The 18167-nt window shown below is 64.9% G+C and carries 18 protein-coding genes and 1 pseudogene; 15 read left to right on the forward strand and 4 right to left on the reverse strand.

Going from position 1 to position 18167, the window contains the following annotated elements:
- Nucleotides 1-196: 196 nt before the first annotated feature.
- The 7 genes and pseudogenes from ALC15_RS32770 to ALC15_RS32795 all read left to right on the forward strand — a co-directional run bounded on the left by ALC15_RS32770 (nt 197) and on the right by ALC15_RS32795 (nt 7430).
- On the forward strand, nt 197-841 hold the full coding sequence (locus tag ALC15_RS32770) for an alpha/beta fold hydrolase (RefSeq protein ID WP_244486346.1): 645 nt from the start codon (nt 197-199) through the stop codon (nt 839-841).
- Between the two features lie 152 nt (nt 842-993).
- A complete protein-coding gene (gene dapD, locus ALC15_RS32775; protein WP_050630858.1) occupies nt 994-1965 on the forward strand; it encodes a 2,3,4,5-tetrahydropyridine-2,6-dicarboxylate N-succinyltransferase in 972 nt (323 codons plus the stop codon).
- Nucleotides 1966-2089: 124 nt separating this feature from the next.
- Nucleotides 2090-2278 (forward strand): annotated as a pseudogene (locus ALC15_RS46660) (helix-turn-helix transcriptional regulator); the annotation flags it as partial.
- 130 nt (nt 2279-2408) lie between these two features.
- On the forward strand, nt 2409-4109 hold the full coding sequence (locus ALC15_RS32780; RefSeq protein WP_050630890.1) for a phospholipase C: 1701 nt from the start codon (nt 2409-2411) through the stop codon (nt 4107-4109).
- Nucleotides 4110-4187: 78 nt separating this feature from the next.
- The gene (locus tag ALC15_RS32785; protein ID WP_162240530.1) at nt 4188-5504 is read left to right on the forward strand and encodes a cytochrome-c peroxidase; all 1317 of its coding nucleotides are present in this window, start codon (nt 4188-4190) and stop codon (nt 5502-5504) included.
- A 43-nt stretch (nt 5505-5547) separates the two neighbouring features.
- Nucleotides 5548-6333, forward strand: a complete 786-nt coding sequence (locus tag ALC15_RS32790; RefSeq protein WP_050630859.1) for an aldo/keto reductase — start codon at nt 5548-5550, stop codon at nt 6331-6333.
- Between the two features lie 212 nt (nt 6334-6545).
- Nucleotides 6546-7430, forward strand: coding sequence for a hypothetical protein (locus ALC15_RS32795; protein ID WP_244486347.1), 885 nt, complete (start codon nt 6546-6548; stop codon nt 7428-7430).
- A 209-nt stretch (nt 7431-7639) separates the two neighbouring features.
- Here ALC15_RS32795 and ALC15_RS32800 read toward each other — a convergent pair whose 3' ends face one another.
- The gene (locus ALC15_RS32800; protein ID WP_050630891.1) at nt 7640-8317 is read right to left on the reverse strand and encodes a DUF599 domain-containing protein; all 678 of its coding nucleotides are present in this window, start codon (nt 8315-8317) and stop codon (nt 7640-7642) included.
- Between the two features lie 121 nt (nt 8318-8438).
- On the opposite strand from ALC15_RS32800, the gene ALC15_RS32805 reads away from it, so the two are divergent.
- The 5 genes from ALC15_RS32805 (at nt 8439) to ALC15_RS32825 (ending at nt 11677) form a co-directional block, all read left to right on the forward strand.
- Complete coding sequence (locus tag ALC15_RS32805) at nt 8439-9092, forward strand: glutathione S-transferase family protein (protein ID WP_050630892.1); 654 nt, start codon at nt 8439-8441, stop codon at nt 9090-9092.
- Between the two features lie 116 nt (nt 9093-9208).
- Nucleotides 9209-9577, forward strand: coding sequence for a YidB family protein (locus ALC15_RS32810; RefSeq protein WP_050630861.1), 369 nt, complete (start codon nt 9209-9211; stop codon nt 9575-9577).
- Between the two features lie 218 nt (nt 9578-9795).
- Nucleotides 9796-9999 carry a hypothetical protein gene (locus ALC15_RS32815; protein WP_094194249.1) on the forward strand — a complete coding sequence of 68 codons (204 nt, stop codon included), beginning with the start codon at nt 9796-9798 and terminating at the stop codon, nt 9997-9999.
- A 153-nt stretch (nt 10000-10152) separates the two neighbouring features.
- Nucleotides 10153-11106: a hypothetical protein gene (locus ALC15_RS32820; protein WP_050630862.1), complete on the forward strand. Its 954-nt coding sequence runs from the start codon at nt 10153-10155 to the stop codon at nt 11104-11106.
- A gap of 130 nt (nt 11107-11236) precedes the next feature.
- Nucleotides 11237-11677, forward strand: coding sequence for a DUF1489 family protein (locus tag ALC15_RS32825; RefSeq protein ID WP_050630863.1), 441 nt, complete (start codon nt 11237-11239; stop codon nt 11675-11677).
- A 42-nt stretch (nt 11678-11719) separates the two neighbouring features.
- Here the strand turns inward: ALC15_RS32825 and ALC15_RS32830 are convergent, their stop codons facing one another.
- Both ALC15_RS32830 and panC read right to left on the reverse strand, forming a co-directional pair.
- Nucleotides 11720-12466, reverse strand: a complete 747-nt coding sequence (locus ALC15_RS32830; RefSeq protein ID WP_050630864.1) for a hypothetical protein — start codon at nt 12464-12466, stop codon at nt 11720-11722.
- Between the two features lie 144 nt (nt 12467-12610).
- Nucleotides 12611-13462: a pantoate--beta-alanine ligase gene (panC, locus tag ALC15_RS32835; RefSeq protein ID WP_050630865.1), complete on the reverse strand. Its 852-nt coding sequence runs from the start codon at nt 13460-13462 to the stop codon at nt 12611-12613.
- 274 nt (nt 13463-13736) lie between these two features.
- Between panC and ALC15_RS32840 the strand changes: the two genes are divergently transcribed.
- The gene (locus ALC15_RS32840; protein WP_050630866.1) at nt 13737-14660 is read left to right on the forward strand and encodes a division plane positioning ATPase MipZ; all 924 of its coding nucleotides are present in this window, start codon (nt 13737-13739) and stop codon (nt 14658-14660) included.
- A 227-nt stretch (nt 14661-14887) separates the two neighbouring features.
- Here ALC15_RS32840 and ALC15_RS32845 read toward each other — a convergent pair whose 3' ends face one another.
- Complete coding sequence (locus ALC15_RS32845; protein WP_050630867.1) at nt 14888-15973, reverse strand: zinc-binding dehydrogenase; 1086 nt, start codon at nt 15971-15973, stop codon at nt 14888-14890.
- A 103-nt stretch (nt 15974-16076) separates the two neighbouring features.
- Between ALC15_RS32845 and ALC15_RS32850 the strand changes: the two genes are divergently transcribed.
- A complete protein-coding gene (locus tag ALC15_RS32850) occupies nt 16077-16853 on the forward strand; it encodes a helix-turn-helix transcriptional regulator (protein ID WP_050630868.1) in 777 nt (258 codons plus the stop codon).
- Between the two features lie 321 nt (nt 16854-17174).
- Nucleotides 17175-18119, forward strand: coding sequence for an alpha/beta hydrolase family protein (locus tag ALC15_RS32855; protein WP_050630869.1), 945 nt, complete (start codon nt 17175-17177; stop codon nt 18117-18119).
- Nucleotides 18120-18167 lie beyond the last annotated feature (48 nt).

Here is an 18167-nt window from a genome sequence, read left to right on the forward strand (position 1 = left end):
AGGAGACAGGATCCGGTCATCCGGTGATCCTGGTGCACGAGTTCGCCGGTGACCTGCGCAGCTACGAGCCGCAGATGCGGCATTTCGGCAAGCGCTTCCGCACCATCGCCTACAATGCCCGCGGCTTTCCGCCGTCGGACGTGCCGGAGCAGGTCTCGTCCTACTCACAGGCGCGCGCGCCGACGATATCCTCGCGGTGCTCGATCACATCGGCGCGCCGAAGGCGCATATCGTCGGCCTGTCGATGGGCGGCTTCGCGACCTTGCATTTCGGCATCCGCCACCCGGCGCGGGCGCTGTCGCTCTGCATCGGCGGCTGCGGCTACGGCGCCGAGCTCGACAAGCGCGAGACGTTCCGCGCCGAGGCTGATGTGATCGCCGCCACGATCCGCAAGGAGGGCATGCCGGCCTTCGCCGAGCGCTATGCCTACGGGCCGACGCGCGTGCAATATGAGAACAAGGATCCGCGCGGCCACGCCGAGTTCAAGCGCATGCTGGCCGAGCACTCGGCGGTGGGATCGGCAAACACCCAGCAGGGCGTGCAGAAGGAGCGTCCTTCGCTCTATACGCTGGTCGACGAGATGAAGCGGATCAATGTGCCGACCCTGATCATCACCGGCGACGAGGACTGGCCGTGCCTGCAGCCGGGCATCCTGATGAAGCAGAGCATCCCTTCGGCCGCGCTCGCGGTGATGCCGAATTGCGGCCATGCCATCAACATCGAGGAGCCCGACGAATACAACCGCATTGTCGGCGAATTCCTGTCACAGGTCGAAAGTGGCCGCTGGCCGCGACGCGATCCCCGGGCGCTGAGCGCCTCGATCACGGGAATGAAAGACTAGCTCCGCGGGACGCTGACTTATCAAGACGCCGCGATCGCCTGTGGCCACCTCGAAAATGAACCGAAGCGGACGTGTTTGAGGCGCCGGAAGTTGTGTTGCCACCAGAACCCGCGTATGCACCAGGTGTAGGGAACGCAGTGTGAGAAACTCAAATGGCGATGGAATTGAGGGGCGCGAGCGGGGAGGGATTTGCGACGATCGCCGCTGATGGTCGCGTGCTGGATTCCTGGTTTCTCCGGGTCAGCCTGGTTGCAGAGGCCGGCAAAGCAGAAACGCTGCGGCTGGCGAGCGAGGAGATCAGCCGATCGTTGGGTGAGTCAGCAGGCGGATATGCGCGGCACGATGACATCCGCAATGTCGACATCGTTCCCATCCATACCAAAATTGACTCCCTTGCGTCTGCGCCGGCCGACGTGCACGACGCATATCTTCGGCTCCATCTGCTGAGCCACCGGCTCGTTCAGCCGAATTGCCTGAACCTTGACGGAATTTTCGGGCTGCTGCCCAACGTCGCCTGGACGACGCTCGGTCCCTGCGAATGCTCGCGTGTCGCGGAAGCGCGAATCCTGGCGCGGAAGCGCGGTGTCGCGTTCGAGGTGACAGGCGTCGATAAGTTTCCGCGCATGACTGATTATGTGACGCCTGAAGACGTGAGAATTGCAGATGCGGATCGCGTCAGGCTCGGAGCCTATCTGGCGCCGGGCACAACCGTCATGCATGAAGGATTCTGCAATTTTAACGCGGGTACGCTCGGTCCCTGCATGGTCGAAGGCCGGATCAGCGCCGGTGTGGTTGTGGGAAGCGGCAGCGACGTCGGTGGCGGAGCGTCGATCATGGGCACCCTGTCCGGAGGGGGCAAAGAGCGAAATTCGGTTGGGGAACGCTGCCTGATCGGAGCCAACGCCGGTATCGGCATTTCACTGGGTGACGACTGCATCGTCGAAGCAGGCTGTTATGTCACGGCAGGCGCGCGCATCCTTTTGGAAGATGGCCGGGTCCTGAAAGCCAAGGAGCTCTCGGGCCAGAACGGCCTGCTCTTTCGCCGGAATTCCCAGAGCGGCGCTCTCGAGGCAAGCAGACGCACACCAAATTGGGGCGGCCTCAACGCACAGCTTCACGGCTAGGCGGTTCGCTCGAAAGCGTGGGCGGCGACAATTGTGGAGCGGATCATGGCGCTCCACCATGTTATGCATCACCGCGCATCCAGGTCGGTGATCTCGTCGGGAATCGCACCGGTAGAACGAAAGCGGCAGTGCCGAGATCGCCGAGCGCGTCGGCTACGGCTCCGCAAGCGCATTCAGCGTCGCATTCACCCGTCATGCCGGACTGTCGCCGACGCAATATGCGCTTGAGCGATTGTCGCGTGACGCACATGCCGGCGTCATCCCGATAGAAATCAATCCAGCATCTTTCGCAAGCGGTGCAACCAATGCGTGAAAACGAACGCGTGATGATGAATCGTGGTGATGATGCGTCGCGCGCACAAAACTTACACAGCGCTGTCATCGGCGATGGCTAACTTGTCGCACGTCGACGTCACAAATCCTTTAAAAAAATGGGGCATCAGGTGAAGGCGAAATTCCTTTCAACGGTCGGATTCTGTGTGATCGCCGCGGCGATCGCGAGCAGCGCGCCCGCCGCGCAGGACGATCACGACCGCGATCATCGTCATCCGCACGACATCCACACCGCAACGCCAATCAAGCATCTCGTCGTCATCTTCAACGAGAACCGCTCGTTCGATCATTACTTCGCGACCTATCCGAACGCAGCCAACCCGACCGGCTCCATTCCGTTCAAGGCGAAGCCGCATACGCCGAAGGTCAACAACCTCGCCAACGCCAATCTGCTGACCAACAACCCGAACCTCAACCCGGCCAACGGCACCGGCGCGACCAATCCGTTCCGTCTCGACCGCACCCAGGCCAACACGCGCTCGCAGAACCACGCCTACACGCCTGAGCAGCAGGCGGTCGACAACGGCAACGAAGACCTGTTTCCGAAGTTTACCGGCCGCGGCACCGCCGGCGGCGTCGGCGCGTTCGGCACCAACGGGCAGGTGATGGGTTATTTCGACGGCAACACCGTCACCGCGTTCTGGAATTACGCCCAGAACTTCGCCATGAGCGACAATACCTGGACCGACACCTTTGGTCCGTCGACGCCCGGCGCGCTCGAGGTGGTCGCCGGCCAGACCAACGGTGCGCAGAACATCGTCGGCACGACGTCGTCGATCGCCGACGGGCAGGGCGGCCTGACCTTGATCGGCGATACCGACCCTGCCTATGACTCCTGCTCGAGCACGACCAGCCAGGTCCTGATGACCAGCAAGAACATCGGCGACCTGCTCAACGCCGAGCACATCAGCTGGGGCAGCTTCATGGGCGGCTTCGACCTGACGCTCAAGAACAGCAACGGCACCACCAACTGCCTCCGCAGCACCTTCTCGAGCAACGTCAACGGCAGCATCGTTGACTACATCCCGCACCACGCCTGGTTCCAGTACTACAAGTCGACCGCCAACCCGACCCATGCGCGGCCGAGCTCGGTGAACGCGATCGGCCACACCTACGTTCCCGGCAGCAAGACGGTCGATCCGGCCAATCATGCCTACGATCTCGAGGACTTCTATGCCTCGGTGAAGGCCGGCAACTTCCCGGCCGTCTCCTACATCAAGATGCCGGCCTATCAGGACGGCCATCCCGGCAACTCCGATCCGCTCGACGAGCAGGCGGGCAATGTCGAGTTGATCAACTTCCTGCAGACGCAGAAGGAGTGGCGCGAGACCGCGGTCATCATCACCTATGACGACTCCGACGGCTGGTATGACCACCAGTACATCGCACCGACCAGCGCCTCGTATGATGCGACCGCCGACCAGGTCAACGGTCCCGGTCAGTGCGGCCGCGGTATCGGCAAGCAGACGCAGCCGAACGGCCTCAACGGCCAGCCGGTGAACGGCCGCTGCGGTCCCGGCACGCGCATCCCGTTCATCGTGGTCTCGCCCTTCGCCAAGAAGAACTTCGTGAGTCATACCCGCATCTCGCAGGCGTCGGTCGTTCGCTTCATCGAAGACAACTGGCTGCACGGCCAGCGTCTCGGCGGCGGCTCGTTCGATGCCAGCGTCGAATCGATCGGTGACCTGTTCGACTTCGATCATGGTCGCGATCACGACCATGACGGCGACGATCGGCAGACCAAGCTGTTCCTCGATCCGACCGCCGGCACGGTGATCGTCGGCCCGTCTGACGATCATCATCATCACTGACGCATCGGGCGCCCTTGGGATCATTGGACGTCATATGAACGGCCGCATGTTGTGGCTTCTCGGCGCGGCCTGCTTTGCATGGCCGGCGCCGTTGCGGCAGTCGAGACGCAGGGACTTCCCGGTACAAACCCGAACCCGGTGCAGCTCAGGCGTCCGCCGGTGGCCCCGCTTTCCGCAATGGCGCAGCTCGGCCAGAAGATCTTCTTCGACGCCTCGCTGTCGTCGTCAGGCGCGTTGTCATGCGCGTCGTGTCACAGTCCGGACCACGCCTACGGCCCGCCCAATGATGCGGCGGTCATGTTCGGCGGGCCCGCGCAATCCCGGCAGGGGACGCGCGCTGTCCCTGGCCTGACCTATCTCGAGCGTCAGCCAAATTTCAGCATCGGTCCGGAAAAGGACGAAGACGACAACGTCGTCGACTTCGCCCAACTGGCGGCGGTGGGCCAACAGGCCGCGCGCGCCAAGAAGGTCGCGACCGGCACGGCCGCGTCGGCGGTCAACATCGTGCCGCAGGGCGGACTGTTCTGGGACGGCCGCGCCGATACGCTGCAGGACCAGGCGATCTTCCCGCTGCTCGATCCCAACGAGATGGACGGCGGCAGCATCGAGGTGGTGGCGCAGAAGCTGCGCCGCGCGAGCTACGCGCCGCGCTTCGCCGAGTTGTTCGGCGCCGGCGTGTTCGAAAATACACGGCTGCTGGTCGCCGAAGCGATGTTTGCGGTCGCGCGCTATCAGGTCGAGGAGCCGAGCTTCCATCCCTACACCAGCAAGTTCGACTTCTGGCTGGAGGGCAAGGCACGGCTCAGCGAGAGTGAGCTGCGCGGCCTGCAATTGTTCAACGATCCGGACAAGGCCAATTGCGCAGGCTGCCACACGTCGGCGCCGACCCGCGACGGCCTGCCGCCGCTGTTCACCGACCATCAGTATGAAGCGCTCGGCGCGCCGCGCAACGCCGCGCTCGGCAGCAACCGCGATCTCAACCATTTCGATCTCGGGGTCTGCGGCCCGTACCGCACCGACGTTGCCGAGCAGACGCAATATTGCGGAATGTTTCTGACGCCGACCTTGCGCAACACCGCAACGCGCCGGGTGTTCTTCCACAATGGCGTCTTCACCAGCCTCGAGCAGGTGCTCGATTTCTATAATTTCCGCGATACCAATCCGGAGAAGGTCTATCCGCGCGCCGCCGACGGAACGGTGCGGAAATACGACGATCTGCCGGCGAAGTATCACGGCAATGTCGACGTCGCCGATCCGCCGTTCGAGCGCCATCTCGGCGACACGCCCGCGATGACGGCGCAGGACGAAGCCGACATCATCGCCTTCCTGAAGACGCTGACGGACGGTTACCGGCAGGAGCCGGAGGCCGTCGCAACCGTCCCGTCGCGGAACTGATCGGTGAGTTGGCAGCTCCTCGTCATGCGCGCATAATGGGCGCATGCATGTCGTCGAAGGCAACGGCGCAAAAATCCCCGCAATCGGGCTCGGCACATGGGAGCTGCGCGGGCGGACCTGCGCCCGCATCGTGGAGCAGGCGCTGCGCCTGGGCTATCGGCACATCGACACCGCGCAGATCTATGACAATGAGCGTGAGGTCGGCGAGGGGCTGCGCGCCTCCGGCATCAAGCGCAACGATGTGTTCGTGACCACCAAGGTCTGGACCACGCATTTCCAGGCGAAGGATCTCGAACGCTCCGCAAAGGAGAGCCTGGCGCGGCTACGCTTGACCGAGGTCGACCTGCTGCTGTTGCACTGGCCCAATCCGCACGTGCCGCTTGCCGAGACGCTCGGCGCGCTGGCGCGGGTCAGGCAGGCCGGACTGGCGCGGCATATCGGGCTCTCGAACTTCAGCGCGGCGCAGATCGAGGAGGCGGTTGCGGCATGCCCCGAGCCGCTCGGCTGCGATCAGGTCGAGTATCATCCCTATCTCGGCCAGGCCGATGTGATCGAAGCCTGTGCACGCCATGGCATGGCGTTCGTCGCCTACAGCCCGATCGCGAAAGGGCGCGTCAAGGGCGACCGCGCTCTGGCGCGGATCGGCGACCGCTATCGCAAGACGGCTGCCCAAATCTGCCTGCGCTGGCTGGTGCAACAGAATGTCTCGGCGATCCCGCGCACCTCAAAGCTCGAGCGGCTCCAGGAAAATATCGACATCTTCGATTTCGAGCTGTCGGATGAGGACATGCGCGAGATTTCGGCGATGGGGAGCGCGGCCGCGCAGTGAAGGCCCGATGGCACATTGCGACCAGCTTCCGCGCCGCTTCGCGGAAAATGGCTGGGCGCCGGTCCGGATCGTGCTATTGCCCGCTGGCTGATCGCGGTCTTGGATCGCGAATGGGGGATTGAGGCAGGCGGGTTCCAGCCGGTATTGTGGCCGGCGGGGAGACGATACTGATGTGATCGAGTGGGATGAAGTTCCGGCCAAACGCGGATATGATGGCATCGGTGTTCGTGCACCTGATGCTGCTCGCGCTGATTTTCCTGTATTCGGAAGTGCATCAGTTCGATCCGGTCGCCGCTGACACGGTGCCGGTCGAGATCGTGACGCCGCAGGAGATTGCCAAGGCGGAGATTAAGCCCGAGCCCGATCCGGTGCCGAGCCCGTCGCCGACGCCCGAGCTGCGATTGCCCTCGCTCGACAAGCCGATCGACACCGCCAAGCCCGAACCAGCGACTCAGGCACAACCACCGCAGCAGCAGCCGTCCGCGCCGCAGCCGGCGCAGAAGCAGGCGACGCCACCGGCGCCCAAGCCCAGCCCGGCGCCGCAACCTGCCGCGGCCGAGCAGCCGCCCGCGCCGCCGGCGCCCCAGACGCCACCGATGCCGCAGCCGGCGCCGCAGCAACAGGCGGCGGCGTCACCGCCTGCCTATACGCAGCCGGAGCCTGACCTGTCCGTCAAATACAACGTCATGCTTGGCCTGCCGCCCGACATCTCGGTGAAGCCGCCTGCCGGAGCGCCGTCGGGTCCTGGTCCCGGCAAGGATAATTTCGACGCCGCGGCCACCGAGCAGGCCGAAATCGGCTCCAGCGTGGTCGCCGAATTCCGCCGCCACCTGAAGACCTGCCTTAAGCTCCCGGCGACGCTGAGCACGGGCGATGACGTCAGGATCAAGCTGCGGGTGTTCATGAAGCCCGACGGCAAGCTTGCCGCATCGCCTTTGCTGATCGAAGCCACCGCGTCGGAGAAGGGGCCGCTGTTGCTCAAGAGCGCGACCGAGGCGCTGCAGGCCTGCCAGCCCTATGCGATGCTGCCGCGCGATCGCTACGGCGAATGGAAGGTGCTCGACCTCGATTTTACGCCGCGCGATTTCGCGTCGTAGGGCGCCAACAACGACCGCTGTCGTCCCGGCCAAGCGAAGCGCGAGCCGGGACCCATAACCACAAATATTCGTGTTACGCAGCGCTAGGGCCACAGCATCGTGCCGTAGCTGACGGCTGTGGTTATCGGTCCCTGCTTTCGCAGGGAGACGTGAGATCAATTTCGGAAACGCCGTGCGTCGGTACACCGTGGCATCACAAGGCCCAGCGTTCAGCTGCCCATCGCCTGCCAGGCGTTGGAGGCGAACTGCCGGCGCCAGATCACGATCACGACGGCGGCTGTCGTGACGAACAGCACCCAGGGGCTGACGAACCAGCCGAGATAGCCGAGCGCGAAGAAGAACGCGCGCTGGCCGCGGTTGAAGTGCCGGCCGGCGGTCTCGAACAGGCGGGTGGTGCGGATCACATGGGCCTCCGCCTCGGGCGTGTCGCGCTGGCCGGCTGGCGGCATCGCGCCGAACAGGATCGCGACATAGTTGAACAGGCGATAGGCCCAGGCGAATTTGAAGAACGTGTAGATGAAGATCAGGATCAAGCCGATGCACTTGACCTCCCACAAAGCGGGCGAGGGCGTCAGGTTGACCGGCAGCGCACCGAGCACTGCGAGCGCGTCATTAGTCGCGCGCAGCAGCGCCAGCGCGCCGCCGATCGCGATCAGGCTGGTCGAGGCGAAGAACGCGGTGCCGTTCTGCAAGGAGGCCATGATCTGCATGTCGACCATCCGCGCCTCGCGGTGGAGCAGATTCCGCACCCAGATCTCGCGATAGACATGCATGCGCGCCGACAGGCTGTCGCGCCCATAGGCGGTGTGCTCAAGCGTGATGGCGTAGACCAGCCATTCAAGTGCAAAGAAGCCGACGGCCAGGATGTCGACCCAATAGCCGGTCATGGTGCCTTCCTTCATGAACGCGCGGCTGCCCGTCCGCGCCGCGCTGCATCTCGCGTCATGTACAGGTTGAACGCGTGCGATGCACTATGGCAAACTGCGCCGGCAACAGGATTCCCCCGACATGCTCAAGCTCGTCATCGGCAACAAGAACTACTCGTCATGGTCGATGCGGCCCTGGCTGGCGCTGCGCGCCAACGACATCCCGTTCGAGGAGGTCTTCATTCCGCTCTACACGGACCAGGCCGACAAGGACCGCATCCTCGCTTTCAGCAAGGCCGGCAAGGTGCCGACGCTGATCGACGGCGAGGTCACGGTGTGGGATTCGTTGGCGATCATCGAATATCTCGCCGAGAAATTTCCCGAGGCGAAGCTGTGGCCGGCGGATCGCGCCGCGCGCGCGCATGCCCGCGCGATCTCGGCGGAGATGCATTCCGGCTTCGTGCCGTTGCGCAGCGAATGCGGCATGAACCTGCACCGGCCGATCAAGGCCGTCGCGCTATCGAACGACGCGCGCGGCAACGTGGCGCGGATCGAGGAGATCTGGGCCGATTGCCACGCGCGCTATGGCAGGCAGGGGCCGTTCCTGTTCGGGGCATTCTCGGCAGCGGATGCGATGTACGCCCCCGTGGTGCATCGGTTCCGCACCTACGCGATCCCGGTGAAGGCGGCGGCGCAGCATTATGTTGACGCCATGATGGCGCTGCCGGCGTTCCAGGAATGGACCCGCGACGGTCTGGCTGAGACGCTGCGGATCGACCGATTCGAGGACGCCTGACTGGTCCAGCGCTTCCGAATTGTGACGGCGGCTGCAAAGATCGCGGCTTGACGCCGCGCGGCCGAAGGCGTCGAATCCGACAGGCTGGTTTCGCAAGTCGTGAAAGGACTTAGACCATGGGCATTCTGGATTCCCTGGAGAATTCGCCGGAGCTCAAAGGCATGCTCGGCCAGCTCGGCGCGGCCGTGATCCCCGTCGTGCTCGGCGAGGTGATGGGCAATGGCGGGCAGGGCGGCTTGTCCGCGATCGTCGCCAAGCTCGAGCAGGCCGGCCTCGGCGAGCAGGTCAAATCCTGGATCGGCACCGGCCAGAACCTGCCGATCACGGCCGACCAGCTCCAGCAGGTGCTGGGCAGCGACACGGTCAAGCAGCTCGCAGCCAGGTTCAACATCCCCGTCGACCAGCTGTCCAAGGTGCTGGCCCAGCAGCTTCCGGGTGCGGTCGATAGCGCGAGCCCGAACGGCAAGCTGCCGCATACCGCCTGAGCCGGTGGAACCGGGTTCCTGCGGAGGCCCGGCGGGCAATTTCGGGCTGGCACGTAAATTGCTGCCTATCACCCTGAAAAACCTGCAAAAATCGTAGCTTTGCCATGCCCCAATCTTGCTGGATTTGGGGCAGGGCGATGTGCTAGCTTGCCGCAGGGTTCTCAAAATGCCGGCCAGAGCTATCGGGACTGTCAGCCCGGCCAGCAATCTCTAAGAAAATGGAGAGGGCGTTGAAGCATAAGTACTCGATTGGCGAGATCGTCTATTTCACGGCCAGCAACGTGGCGCGCCCCGCTGCGAGCGGCACCTATGAGGTGATCCGCCTGCTGCCGACCGAGGGGGACGACTGCCAGTATCGCATCAAGAGCTCGACTGAAGCTTTCGAACGGGTGGCCAAGGAGAGCCAGCTCGCGCTGTCCTGAACGAGTTGTGCGCAAGCCGGCGGCTGGAGCGGGTTTCCCGCCGCCGCCGTCAAAAGGCCCTGTTCGCAGACCCATTGTGCTGAAGGTTGGACGTCGGGGTGGCGACGTTGGCCGTCGCCGATTGTGCTTACGCTGCGTTGAGGGACATCGCGCATGAATTGGGCTTCCTCGCTGGATCAGATCTGGCGCTCACCGACCTTCCCGATGTGGCTGACGCTGGCCGCAGCGGGGTTCTTTGGGATCGTTGTCCTGGTCACGCTGCTGCGCGCGGAGAAGTCCGTCGCCAATGGTGCGCTGACCGTCATCACGCTGCTGTCGATCGCGGTCGCGGTCGCCGCGACGATCCGCGGCTTCGGGCCGGGCGGGCAGGCGGCGGCGCCGGGCGAGACACGAACCGCGCAATTGACCGGCCAGACGCTGCCGGCGCTGGCCTGCGTCGACGACCTCGCCGGAGACGCCGTGCTCAATGCCTGCGAGAAGGTGCTGTTCGGTTCGTCCGATACGGCCGCGGCCGCGGTCAGCTACGCGGCGGCGCAGATCTCACGCCTGACAGCGCTCGGCGACATCGCAACCGCGGAGCGCAATTCGACCACCGAGTTGCAGGCGCTGCGCCGCGCCATCGAGCATGACCGGTACGGCCTGGTGGCCTATGCGCTGATGGCGCGCGACCACTGCACCCCGACGGCGTGCGCCGCTTTCCGCTCGCTCGGCGACAACCATCAGATCGTCGCCAACATGAACGATCGGACCTACGAGAACCTGATCACCCGCTACGCCGCGTCATGGAACGCGCCGGCCACGGCCGCCCAGGCGTCGGCCGCCGGGCTGGTTGCCGCACTGCCGCCATCGATGCCCACCGGCCGGCCGACCAATGCGGAGTTTCCGAGCTCGGCGGACACCCCGCCGGTCAGCATCATGACGCCCGTACCGGCGAAGCCGGCCGCTGCGGCGCCGCCACCGGCCGCGCGCGCTGCCGCCGCGCCGCCCGCTGCCCCGAAGCGGCCGCCTGCCGCGAAGCGTCCGGTCCAGATCGCGCCGGCCGCTTCTGCGCCGGCGGCGCCGCCACCTGCCGCGGCGAGTGCGCCGGCGGCCGCGAGCCAGGACTGAGCGTCGGCACGAGCGTGATGACGGCGGCCTGAACCGCCGTCATCACATTGTTCCCTGCGCTAATCCCGATATCCACTGCCGCTTTGATCACTCCCTTTCCAAAGCGCGCGCCGGCCGCTACATCCGCCGTATGCCGCTTCATCTCATCAAACTCGCCGTCGGTTGCGACTCGGTCAAGGAACTCAAGGGCTGGGTTGCCGAGCGGATGGCGACCGCCAAGAAAAGGGGCTTGCCGCTCCGTCACGTCCACATCACGAGGATGACGCCGAAGCGCGAGGAGGAGATCCTCGCCGGCGGCTCGCTGTACTGGGTGATCCGCGGCGAGATCGCGGCGCGCGAGAAGATCGTGGCGATCGAGCCGTTCCGCGACAAGGACGGCATCGGACGCTGCCGGCTGCTGATGCAGCCCAAGGTGATCGCGGTCTCGCCGCGGCCGATGCGGCCGTTCCAGGGCTGGCGCTATCTGACCGCGGACTCCGCGCCCGCAGACCTCACCAAATCGAGCGCGGCCAGCGTGGCGTCGATGCCGGAGCCAATGCGCCGCGAGCTGCGCGACCTCGGATTGCTCTGAGCGATCGGATTGCTGTGAGCAGCAAGCGGCGGTTGGCGCGGATCACTGCGTGACGAGATGCAGCCGGCCCCATTCCGATGCCGGGATCTCGACATAGCGGCCGCCCCCGGCATTGCTGACCGCGACGTCGAGCAGCTGGTGATCGATCCCCATCTCGCCGAGGTAGCGGCGAAACTGGTCGGTGAAGATCGAGGTCAGGTTCTCGCGATGCTCGGCCGAGACGTTGGGTGCCAGGCGGTTGTGGATTTCCATGCCGCTCAGCACCACGTGGCTGCCCGCCGGCAGACTGCGATGCACGCCGCCCGACAGCATCAGCACGCAGGCGAGATCGCAGGCAATGGCGGACGGCTTCTCCTTCGCATCCAGCGGGCCGCCGGGCCGCTTCAGTGCAAAGCATTCCTCCTCGGATTTCCCGTTGCAGGCCTCGACCTCGGTCGCCGCGACCACGGCATCGATGCCGCGATCGCGCAGGATGCGGCCGAGGCTCGTGGCGACGTTGAGGTTGGAGTTCCCCTTGATGTTGATCACCACCGGAAGCTTGCGGCCGTTTTGTCGGTCGAGGATCGCCAACAGGCGCTTGTAGGTGTCCCATTGCACGGAGCCTTCGGCGGCGATCCAGTCCGAGCAGCCCGGACCGCAGGCGTCAGGTGCGCCATGCGCGACGTAGAAGATCATCGCGCCGGGTGCCGAATTGACGCCGCCGACCGGTGGCCGGGTCTGCGCCTGCGCCATCCCGGCGGCCAATAGTGCGATGCTGAGAAGAATGCCCTGCCTGAAATACCTGCTCATTCCGACCGCCTGTGAAAGGCGCGATCATCCCCGCGTCGCGCGCGTGGCGCAAGCACGACCCGGCCGCGCGGATGAGGCCGGGGCCCTCATTACAGGTTCGCAGCCTGCTTGCGCGTGAACCGCATCACACTTTCGGATCCGGCTCTAGACCGCGATGTTGTCGATCAGGCGCGTGCTGCCGAGCCTTGCCGCGACCAGCATCCGCATCGGGCCGTCCTTGAGCGAGCCGATCGGCGCCAGGGTGGCGGCGTGGCGAACCTCGAGATAGTCGAGCACGAAGCCGGCCTTGGTGATTTCAGCGGCGCCGGCGGCCATTGCGGTTGCGGTGTCCTCGCCGGCGCGCAGGCGGCCTGCCGCTTGCTTCATCACGCGGTTGAGTTCGGGCGCCGCGCGCCGTTCCTCCGGCGAGAGGTAGACGTTGCGCGAGGACATCGCGAGGCCGTCGCGTTCGCGCACCGTCTTGGATCCGATCACCTTGACGCCGAGGTCGAGGTCCGCGGCCATCTGGGTCACGACCCGGAGCTGCTGAAAGTCCTTTTCGCCGAAGATCGCAATGTCGGGCCGGACCTGGGTGAACAGCTTGCCGACCACGGTGGCGACGCCGCCGAAGAAATGCGGTCGGAAGCGATCCTCGAGCCCGGCGATCGCCGGTCCCTCCGGCACGATCCTGGTGGCGAAGCCGTCCGGATACATCGCCTTCACCTCGGGGTGCCAGATCAGGTCGACGCCCTCGGCGGCGAGCTTGGCGACGTCTTCCTTCCAGGTGCGCGGATACGAGCCGAAGTCTTCAGTGGGAGCAAATTGCGTCGGGTTGACGAAGATCGACACCACGACCCGCTTGGCGCGGCGCTTGGCGAGCCGCACCAGCGACACATGGCCGTCATGGAGCGCACCCATGGTCGGGACCAGCGCGACGGTCGCCTTCTTGGCGCGCAGGGCGTCGACGGCGCGACGAAGGGCGGGGACGGTACGGACAACGGTGGGATTTCTCGGCATCTGGTCTCGACTCGTGGTGCAATGCGGGTGGGATGTCTGGTGTTCGGCAGGTAGCGCAGCTTACCAAGTCCGGGCCGCTATCGGCAAACCGCCGTGCACGCATTACCCGATCTCGAGCGCGCATGGATCACGGGTCTCGTGCCGCCGATCGACGCAGCCGGCCCGCTCGTTCGATTCATCATTAAGGACGGCTGCAATTGATTTCCTCTCGCGGTGATGCATTTCACTTGACCGCAGCCGTGCTCGATTTGAAGATCATCGCGGGGATTGAATCATGTTGGTGCAGGCTAGTCAGGGTCAATCCGGCTCCGCACATGTCGTGGTGCTTGGCAACGAGAAGGGTGGTTCGGGCAAATCGACCACCGCCCTGCATATCGCCGTTGCGCTCCTGAAAGCCGGACAACGCGTCGCCACCATCGATCTCGACTGCCGCCAGCAGAGCTTCACCCGCTACATCGGCAATCGCCAGGCCTGGGCGCGGCGCTCCGGGCTCGATCTCGAACTCCCCGCGCACCACTGCATCAAGTACGGCGAGACGATGCAGATCGAGGAGAACGAGAACGCCGAATTCCAGCAGTTCATGGCCGCGGTGAGCGCGGTCGAACGTGCCTATGATTTCATCGTGATCGATACCCCCGGCTCGGACAGCTACCTGATGCGGCTCGCGCATTCGATGGCCGACACGCTGGTGACGCCGATCAACGACAGCTTCCTCGATTTCGACGTGCTGGGCACCGTCGATCCGGCGACCTATGCGGTGATCGGCGAGAGCCATTACGCCGAGATGGTGCGCGACGTCAGACGCAAGCGCCGCCAGCTCGACGGCGCCTCGACCGACTGGATCGTGGTGCGCAACCGGCTGTCGATGCTCGGCTCGCGCAACAAGCAGCTGGTCGCCGACGGCTTGAAGCAGCTGTCGCTGCGGATCGGGTTCCGGGCGGTGGACGGCTTTGCCGAGCGGGTGGTCTACCGCGAATTCTTCCCGCGCGGGCTGACGGCGCTCGACGACATCGACGAGGCGACGCTCGGCACCCGCCCGAACCTCGGCCACGTCACCGCCCGCGAGGAGGTGATGAGCCTGCTCCGCCAGCTCAAGCTGCCGCTCGACGAGCGCGGCCGCCGCCGCGCCGCCAACCGGGCCGAATGGTTCAGCCAGGTCGACAAGCCGCTCGAAGTCGACGACATCATCGGCAGCTAGCGATCGTGAATTGATAGGGGCCGCTTCCAAATCGCTCGCGCGGGAGGCGGGTGGCCAAAATATCGAAAACAACCCCATGCAAAGCAGCCGAGGCGGCCGGCGTTCGACCAGGTCCGGGCCTTGGGAGTTGAAAGCCGCGATGATCGCGGCAGGGCCGAAATAGCGTATTCGCCTCAGGATCCGCCGCCGCTGATCCTTCCGGCCGCCGGGCTGAATCCGCAGCTCCGCTATCGGTTCGGCGTCAGCACCGTCATCTTGAACGGCCCGCCATTGGCGGCGGCATGCGCCACGGCATCGTTGGCGTGGTCGAGATCGAAGGTCGTGACCTCGAACTGATCGAGCCGCAACAGCCCGGCGCGGGCGAGGTTGACGAGGCCGAAGGTTGCCTCCGGCGGATACATCCAGACGCCGTGAATGCTGATGCATTCGCGCATGATCCAGGGGTAGGGCAGCTCGAGCCCCGGTCCACCCTGCATTCCGACGCCGCCCATCAGGACGACCCGGCCATAGGGACGCACCGTCATGATCGCGGCGCGAACGGTCGGCGTCGTTACCGATGGCGGCATCAGGTCGAGCACGCAGTCGATCGGACCGGGCGCGGCGCGCCGCATGCGTTCACGATCGTCGTCCTCGTTGCCACCGAGCTTCACGGTACGCACGCGCGGTCCGAACCTGCGGACCAGATCGGCCAGCACCTGCTCGTTGCGGCCGGGCGCGACGACGCAGGCCGCGCCCATCGCGAGCGCGACGGCGACGGCGGCGCTGCCGAAATTGCCGGTGGCGCCGCTCACCAGCACCGTCTCGCCCGGCTGCAGGCGCGCCGCCAGGAATCCGCCATAGGGCACAAGGCAGGTGCCGAGCGCGCACCATGCCGGCGCATCGGCCGGGTCGATCGCGCCGATCCGCTTGACGTTCTCGGTCGGCACCAGGGTCTGCTCAGCGAACGAGCCGTGGCGAAAGTGCCGCTGCAGGCGGAGCCCGCCTTCGCCGCGCGCGCTCCAGCCCTGCAGCGTAATGTCCGGCGAGATGCTGTCGTCGCGCGAGCGGAAGGTCGGATCGCAATACACCCAATCGCCGGCGGTGAGGTGGGTTGCGTCCGGACCGACGGCGCGAACCTGTCCGATCGCGCCCGGACCCGGAACGGCCGGCAGCTCCAGCAGGTAGCTGCGCTCGCCGCTAAAGACCTCGTTGGCGTAGGACAGCACGCGCGTCGCGATGACGTCGACGAGGACTTCACCCGTGCCCATCGCGGGTGCGGGGATTTCCTCGATCACGAGCGGTGAGCCGAACGATTTCAGGATTGCTGCTTTCATCTGGTCTTGTCCCCGGTTGAGAGCGGCATCATGCCGCGCGCCGTTGCGCCCAAGAAGACCTGGTATTATCCTAGGACTACCAAACCCACTCAGGAGTCTCCTGATGGCCACTGCGCGGCAAAGCGAACTCGGTGATTTCCTGCGATCGCGGCGGCAGAAGCTGACGCCCAAGCTGACCGGCGCCCAGGCCGTTCGGCGGCGCCGAACGCCCGGCCTGCGCCGCGAGGAGGTGGCCGAGCTCGCCGGCATCGGGGTCGACTGGTACATCCGCCTCGAGCAGGGGCGCTCCGTCAGCCCGTCCGCCACCACGATCGACGCGCTGGCGCGGGCGCTGCGCCTCAGCAAGGCCGAGCACGCGCATCTGCGGGCGCTTGCGAAGGATGGCGACCGCCGACCATTTGCCGCCGAGACCGTGCCGCCCGCGATCCGGCGGGTCGTCGAAAGCCTCAACCAGCCGGCCTATGTCACGGGGCGGCGATGGGACGTGCTGACCTGGAACGCGGCCGCAGAGGAGGTCTTCGCGTTCGGCCGCGTACCCGAGGACGAGCGCAATACGCTGCTCTTCGTGCTGACCAACCCCAAGAGCCGGCAGCTGTTCGGCGCAGGCTGGCCCGAGGAGGCGCGGCGCATCGTGACCCAGTTCCGCCGGACCCACGACCTCTGGGCCGGCGATCCGGCCTTCCTCGATCTGCAGGGGCGGCTTCGCGCAGGCTGTCCGGAGTTCGACGGCTGGTGGGGGACCCACGACGTCAGCGTCAGCGTGGCCGGAAGGAAGGTGCTCAATCACCCCAAGCGCGGTCGCCTGACCTTTGAATACGCCACGTTCCAGGCCAATGACGATCCGGGCCTAAAACTGATCATTTATACCGAAATCGGTTGAAATCCGGGGTTTTCCGGTGATTTTTGTCACAGAGCGGCCAAAAAGCCGGAACAAAGGTGCCGGAATCCGGTTTTCCCCTCAACGTCGATCCAGAGGTCGAACGCAACCTTGGGAACTCACGTCAAAGGGTAAGAGGAGGGCGCAAGCCACCGCGTTGGTGGTGTGCACCTGCACAAACTATAGGTGCAACGCACAACGTTATGCCACCGAAGCCACAATATTTGGACTTCCTGTCACGGCGCTGTGACATATATTCTTAAAAGGGGGCCGAAGAGCCTCCCGCCAAAATAGCCCCGTAAAGGCGGGCACCTCGAGGACGTCATGAAGCGTGGAATTCTCGTTCTGCTTTCGCTCTCCGTGGTGATCACGGGTGCTTATTTCACCGCGAGCAAGTGGGCGATCCGTCACGAAACCATCATGTTCAAGGATCCGACGCGCGACGAGCGGCCGGTCGCGGTCGATGTTGCGGTGCGCTTCGACAAGGAGATGCAGGCCGACGCGGGCATGATCAAGCTTCCGGTTGCGATCCTCAATCATGGTAATACCGTCAAATTCACCGAATATTCCTTCCTCGCGAACGTGTTCGCGGCGCGCGGCTATCTGACCATCAGCATTCAGAACGACCTGCCGTCGGATGGACCGATGGTGACCAAGGTCGGCGAGCTCTATGTCGGCCGTCTGCCGCAGTATCAGCGCGGCATCACCAACATCAAATTCGCCATCGAGGAGATGAAGAAGCGTCAGCCGAACGCGGACTACAGCAAGCTGACGATGGTCGGCCATTCCAATGGCGGCGACATCGCGATGTATTTCGCCAAGCAGTATCCGGACGAGATCAAGAAGGTCGTCACGCTGGACAATCTGCGTGTGCCGTTCATGACCGACGGCAAGTTCAAGATTCTGTCGTTCCGTTCGCATGATCAGCAGTTCAAGCCCGATCCTGGCGTGGTGCCGGATGAGGAGCAGTGCGAGAAGGCCGGCATCACCGTCGTGAACACCAACTTCCAGCACAACGATATGCGCGACACCGGACCCGAGAAGGCCAAGGACTCGATCCAGGCCATGCTCGATAAATTCCTGGCTGACACCGATAGCGCCGTTGCGCCGGTCGACACGCGCAATGCACCGCCGAAGATCCTGGAGCCGGGCCCGGTCTCGCTCTACGTGCCGGTCGAGAAGCCGCCCCAGACCTTCGGCGAGAAGCTCAAGAAGTCGCTCTCGCTGACCAAGACCGAGACCAAGAAGGATCCGTCGGTCACGAATTGACGGTGCCGCTCGCGATCAAGGCGGGCCGCTCACGTTGACCAATCCGAT

This window comes from Bradyrhizobium viridifuturi (assembly GCF_001238275.1).
Lineage (GTDB): Bacteria > Pseudomonadota > Alphaproteobacteria > Rhizobiales > Xanthobacteraceae > Bradyrhizobium > Bradyrhizobium viridifuturi.

Excerpts from the sequence above, each read along its gene's own strand:
- ALC15_RS32855 (WP_050630869.1), top strand. The coding sequence starts at position 17,175 with ATGAAGCGTGGAATTCTCGTTCTGCTTTCGCTCTCCGTGGTGATCACG.
- ALC15_RS32810 (WP_050630861.1), top strand. The coding sequence starts at position 9,209 with ATGGGCATTCTGGATTCCCTGGAGAATTCGCCGGAGCTCAAAGGCATG.
- ALC15_RS32790 (WP_050630859.1), top strand. The coding sequence starts at position 5,548 with ATGCATGTCGTCGAAGGCAACGGCGCAAAAATCCCCGCAATCGGGCTC.
- ALC15_RS32845 (WP_050630867.1), bottom strand. The coding sequence starts at position 15,973 with ATGAAAGCAGCAATCCTGAAATCGTTCGGCTCACCGCTCGTGATCGAG.
- ALC15_RS32840 (WP_050630866.1), top strand. The coding sequence starts at position 13,737 with ATGTTGGTGCAGGCTAGTCAGGGTCAATCCGGCTCCGCACATGTCGTG.
- ALC15_RS32850 (WP_050630868.1), top strand. The coding sequence starts at position 16,077 with ATGGCCACTGCGCGGCAAAGCGAACTCGGTGATTTCCTGCGATCGCGG.
- ALC15_RS32825 (WP_050630863.1), top strand. The coding sequence starts at position 11,237 with ATGCCGCTTCATCTCATCAAACTCGCCGTCGGTTGCGACTCGGTCAAG.
- ALC15_RS32800 (WP_050630891.1), bottom strand. The coding sequence starts at position 8,317 with ATGACCGGCTATTGGGTCGACATCCTGGCCGTCGGCTTCTTTGCACTT.
- ALC15_RS32805 (WP_050630892.1), top strand. The coding sequence starts at position 8,439 with ATGCTCAAGCTCGTCATCGGCAACAAGAACTACTCGTCATGGTCGATG.
- ALC15_RS32815 (WP_094194249.1), top strand. The coding sequence starts at position 9,796 with ATGGAGAGGGCGTTGAAGCATAAGTACTCGATTGGCGAGATCGTCTAT.
- ALC15_RS32795 (WP_244486347.1), top strand. The coding sequence starts at position 6,546 with ATGGCATCGGTGTTCGTGCACCTGATGCTGCTCGCGCTGATTTTCCTG.
- ALC15_RS32820 (WP_050630862.1), top strand. The coding sequence starts at position 10,153 with ATGAATTGGGCTTCCTCGCTGGATCAGATCTGGCGCTCACCGACCTTC.
- dapD (WP_050630858.1), top strand. The coding sequence starts at position 994 with ATGGCGATGGAATTGAGGGGCGCGAGCGGGGAGGGATTTGCGACGATC.
- ALC15_RS32830 (WP_050630864.1), bottom strand. The coding sequence starts at position 12,466 with ATGAGCAGGTATTTCAGGCAGGGCATTCTTCTCAGCATCGCACTATTG.
- panC (WP_050630865.1), bottom strand. The coding sequence starts at position 13,462 with ATGCCGAGAAATCCCACCGTTGTCCGTACCGTCCCCGCCCTTCGTCGC.
- ALC15_RS32785 (WP_162240530.1), top strand. The coding sequence starts at position 4,188 with ATGGCCGGCGCCGTTGCGGCAGTCGAGACGCAGGGACTTCCCGGTACA.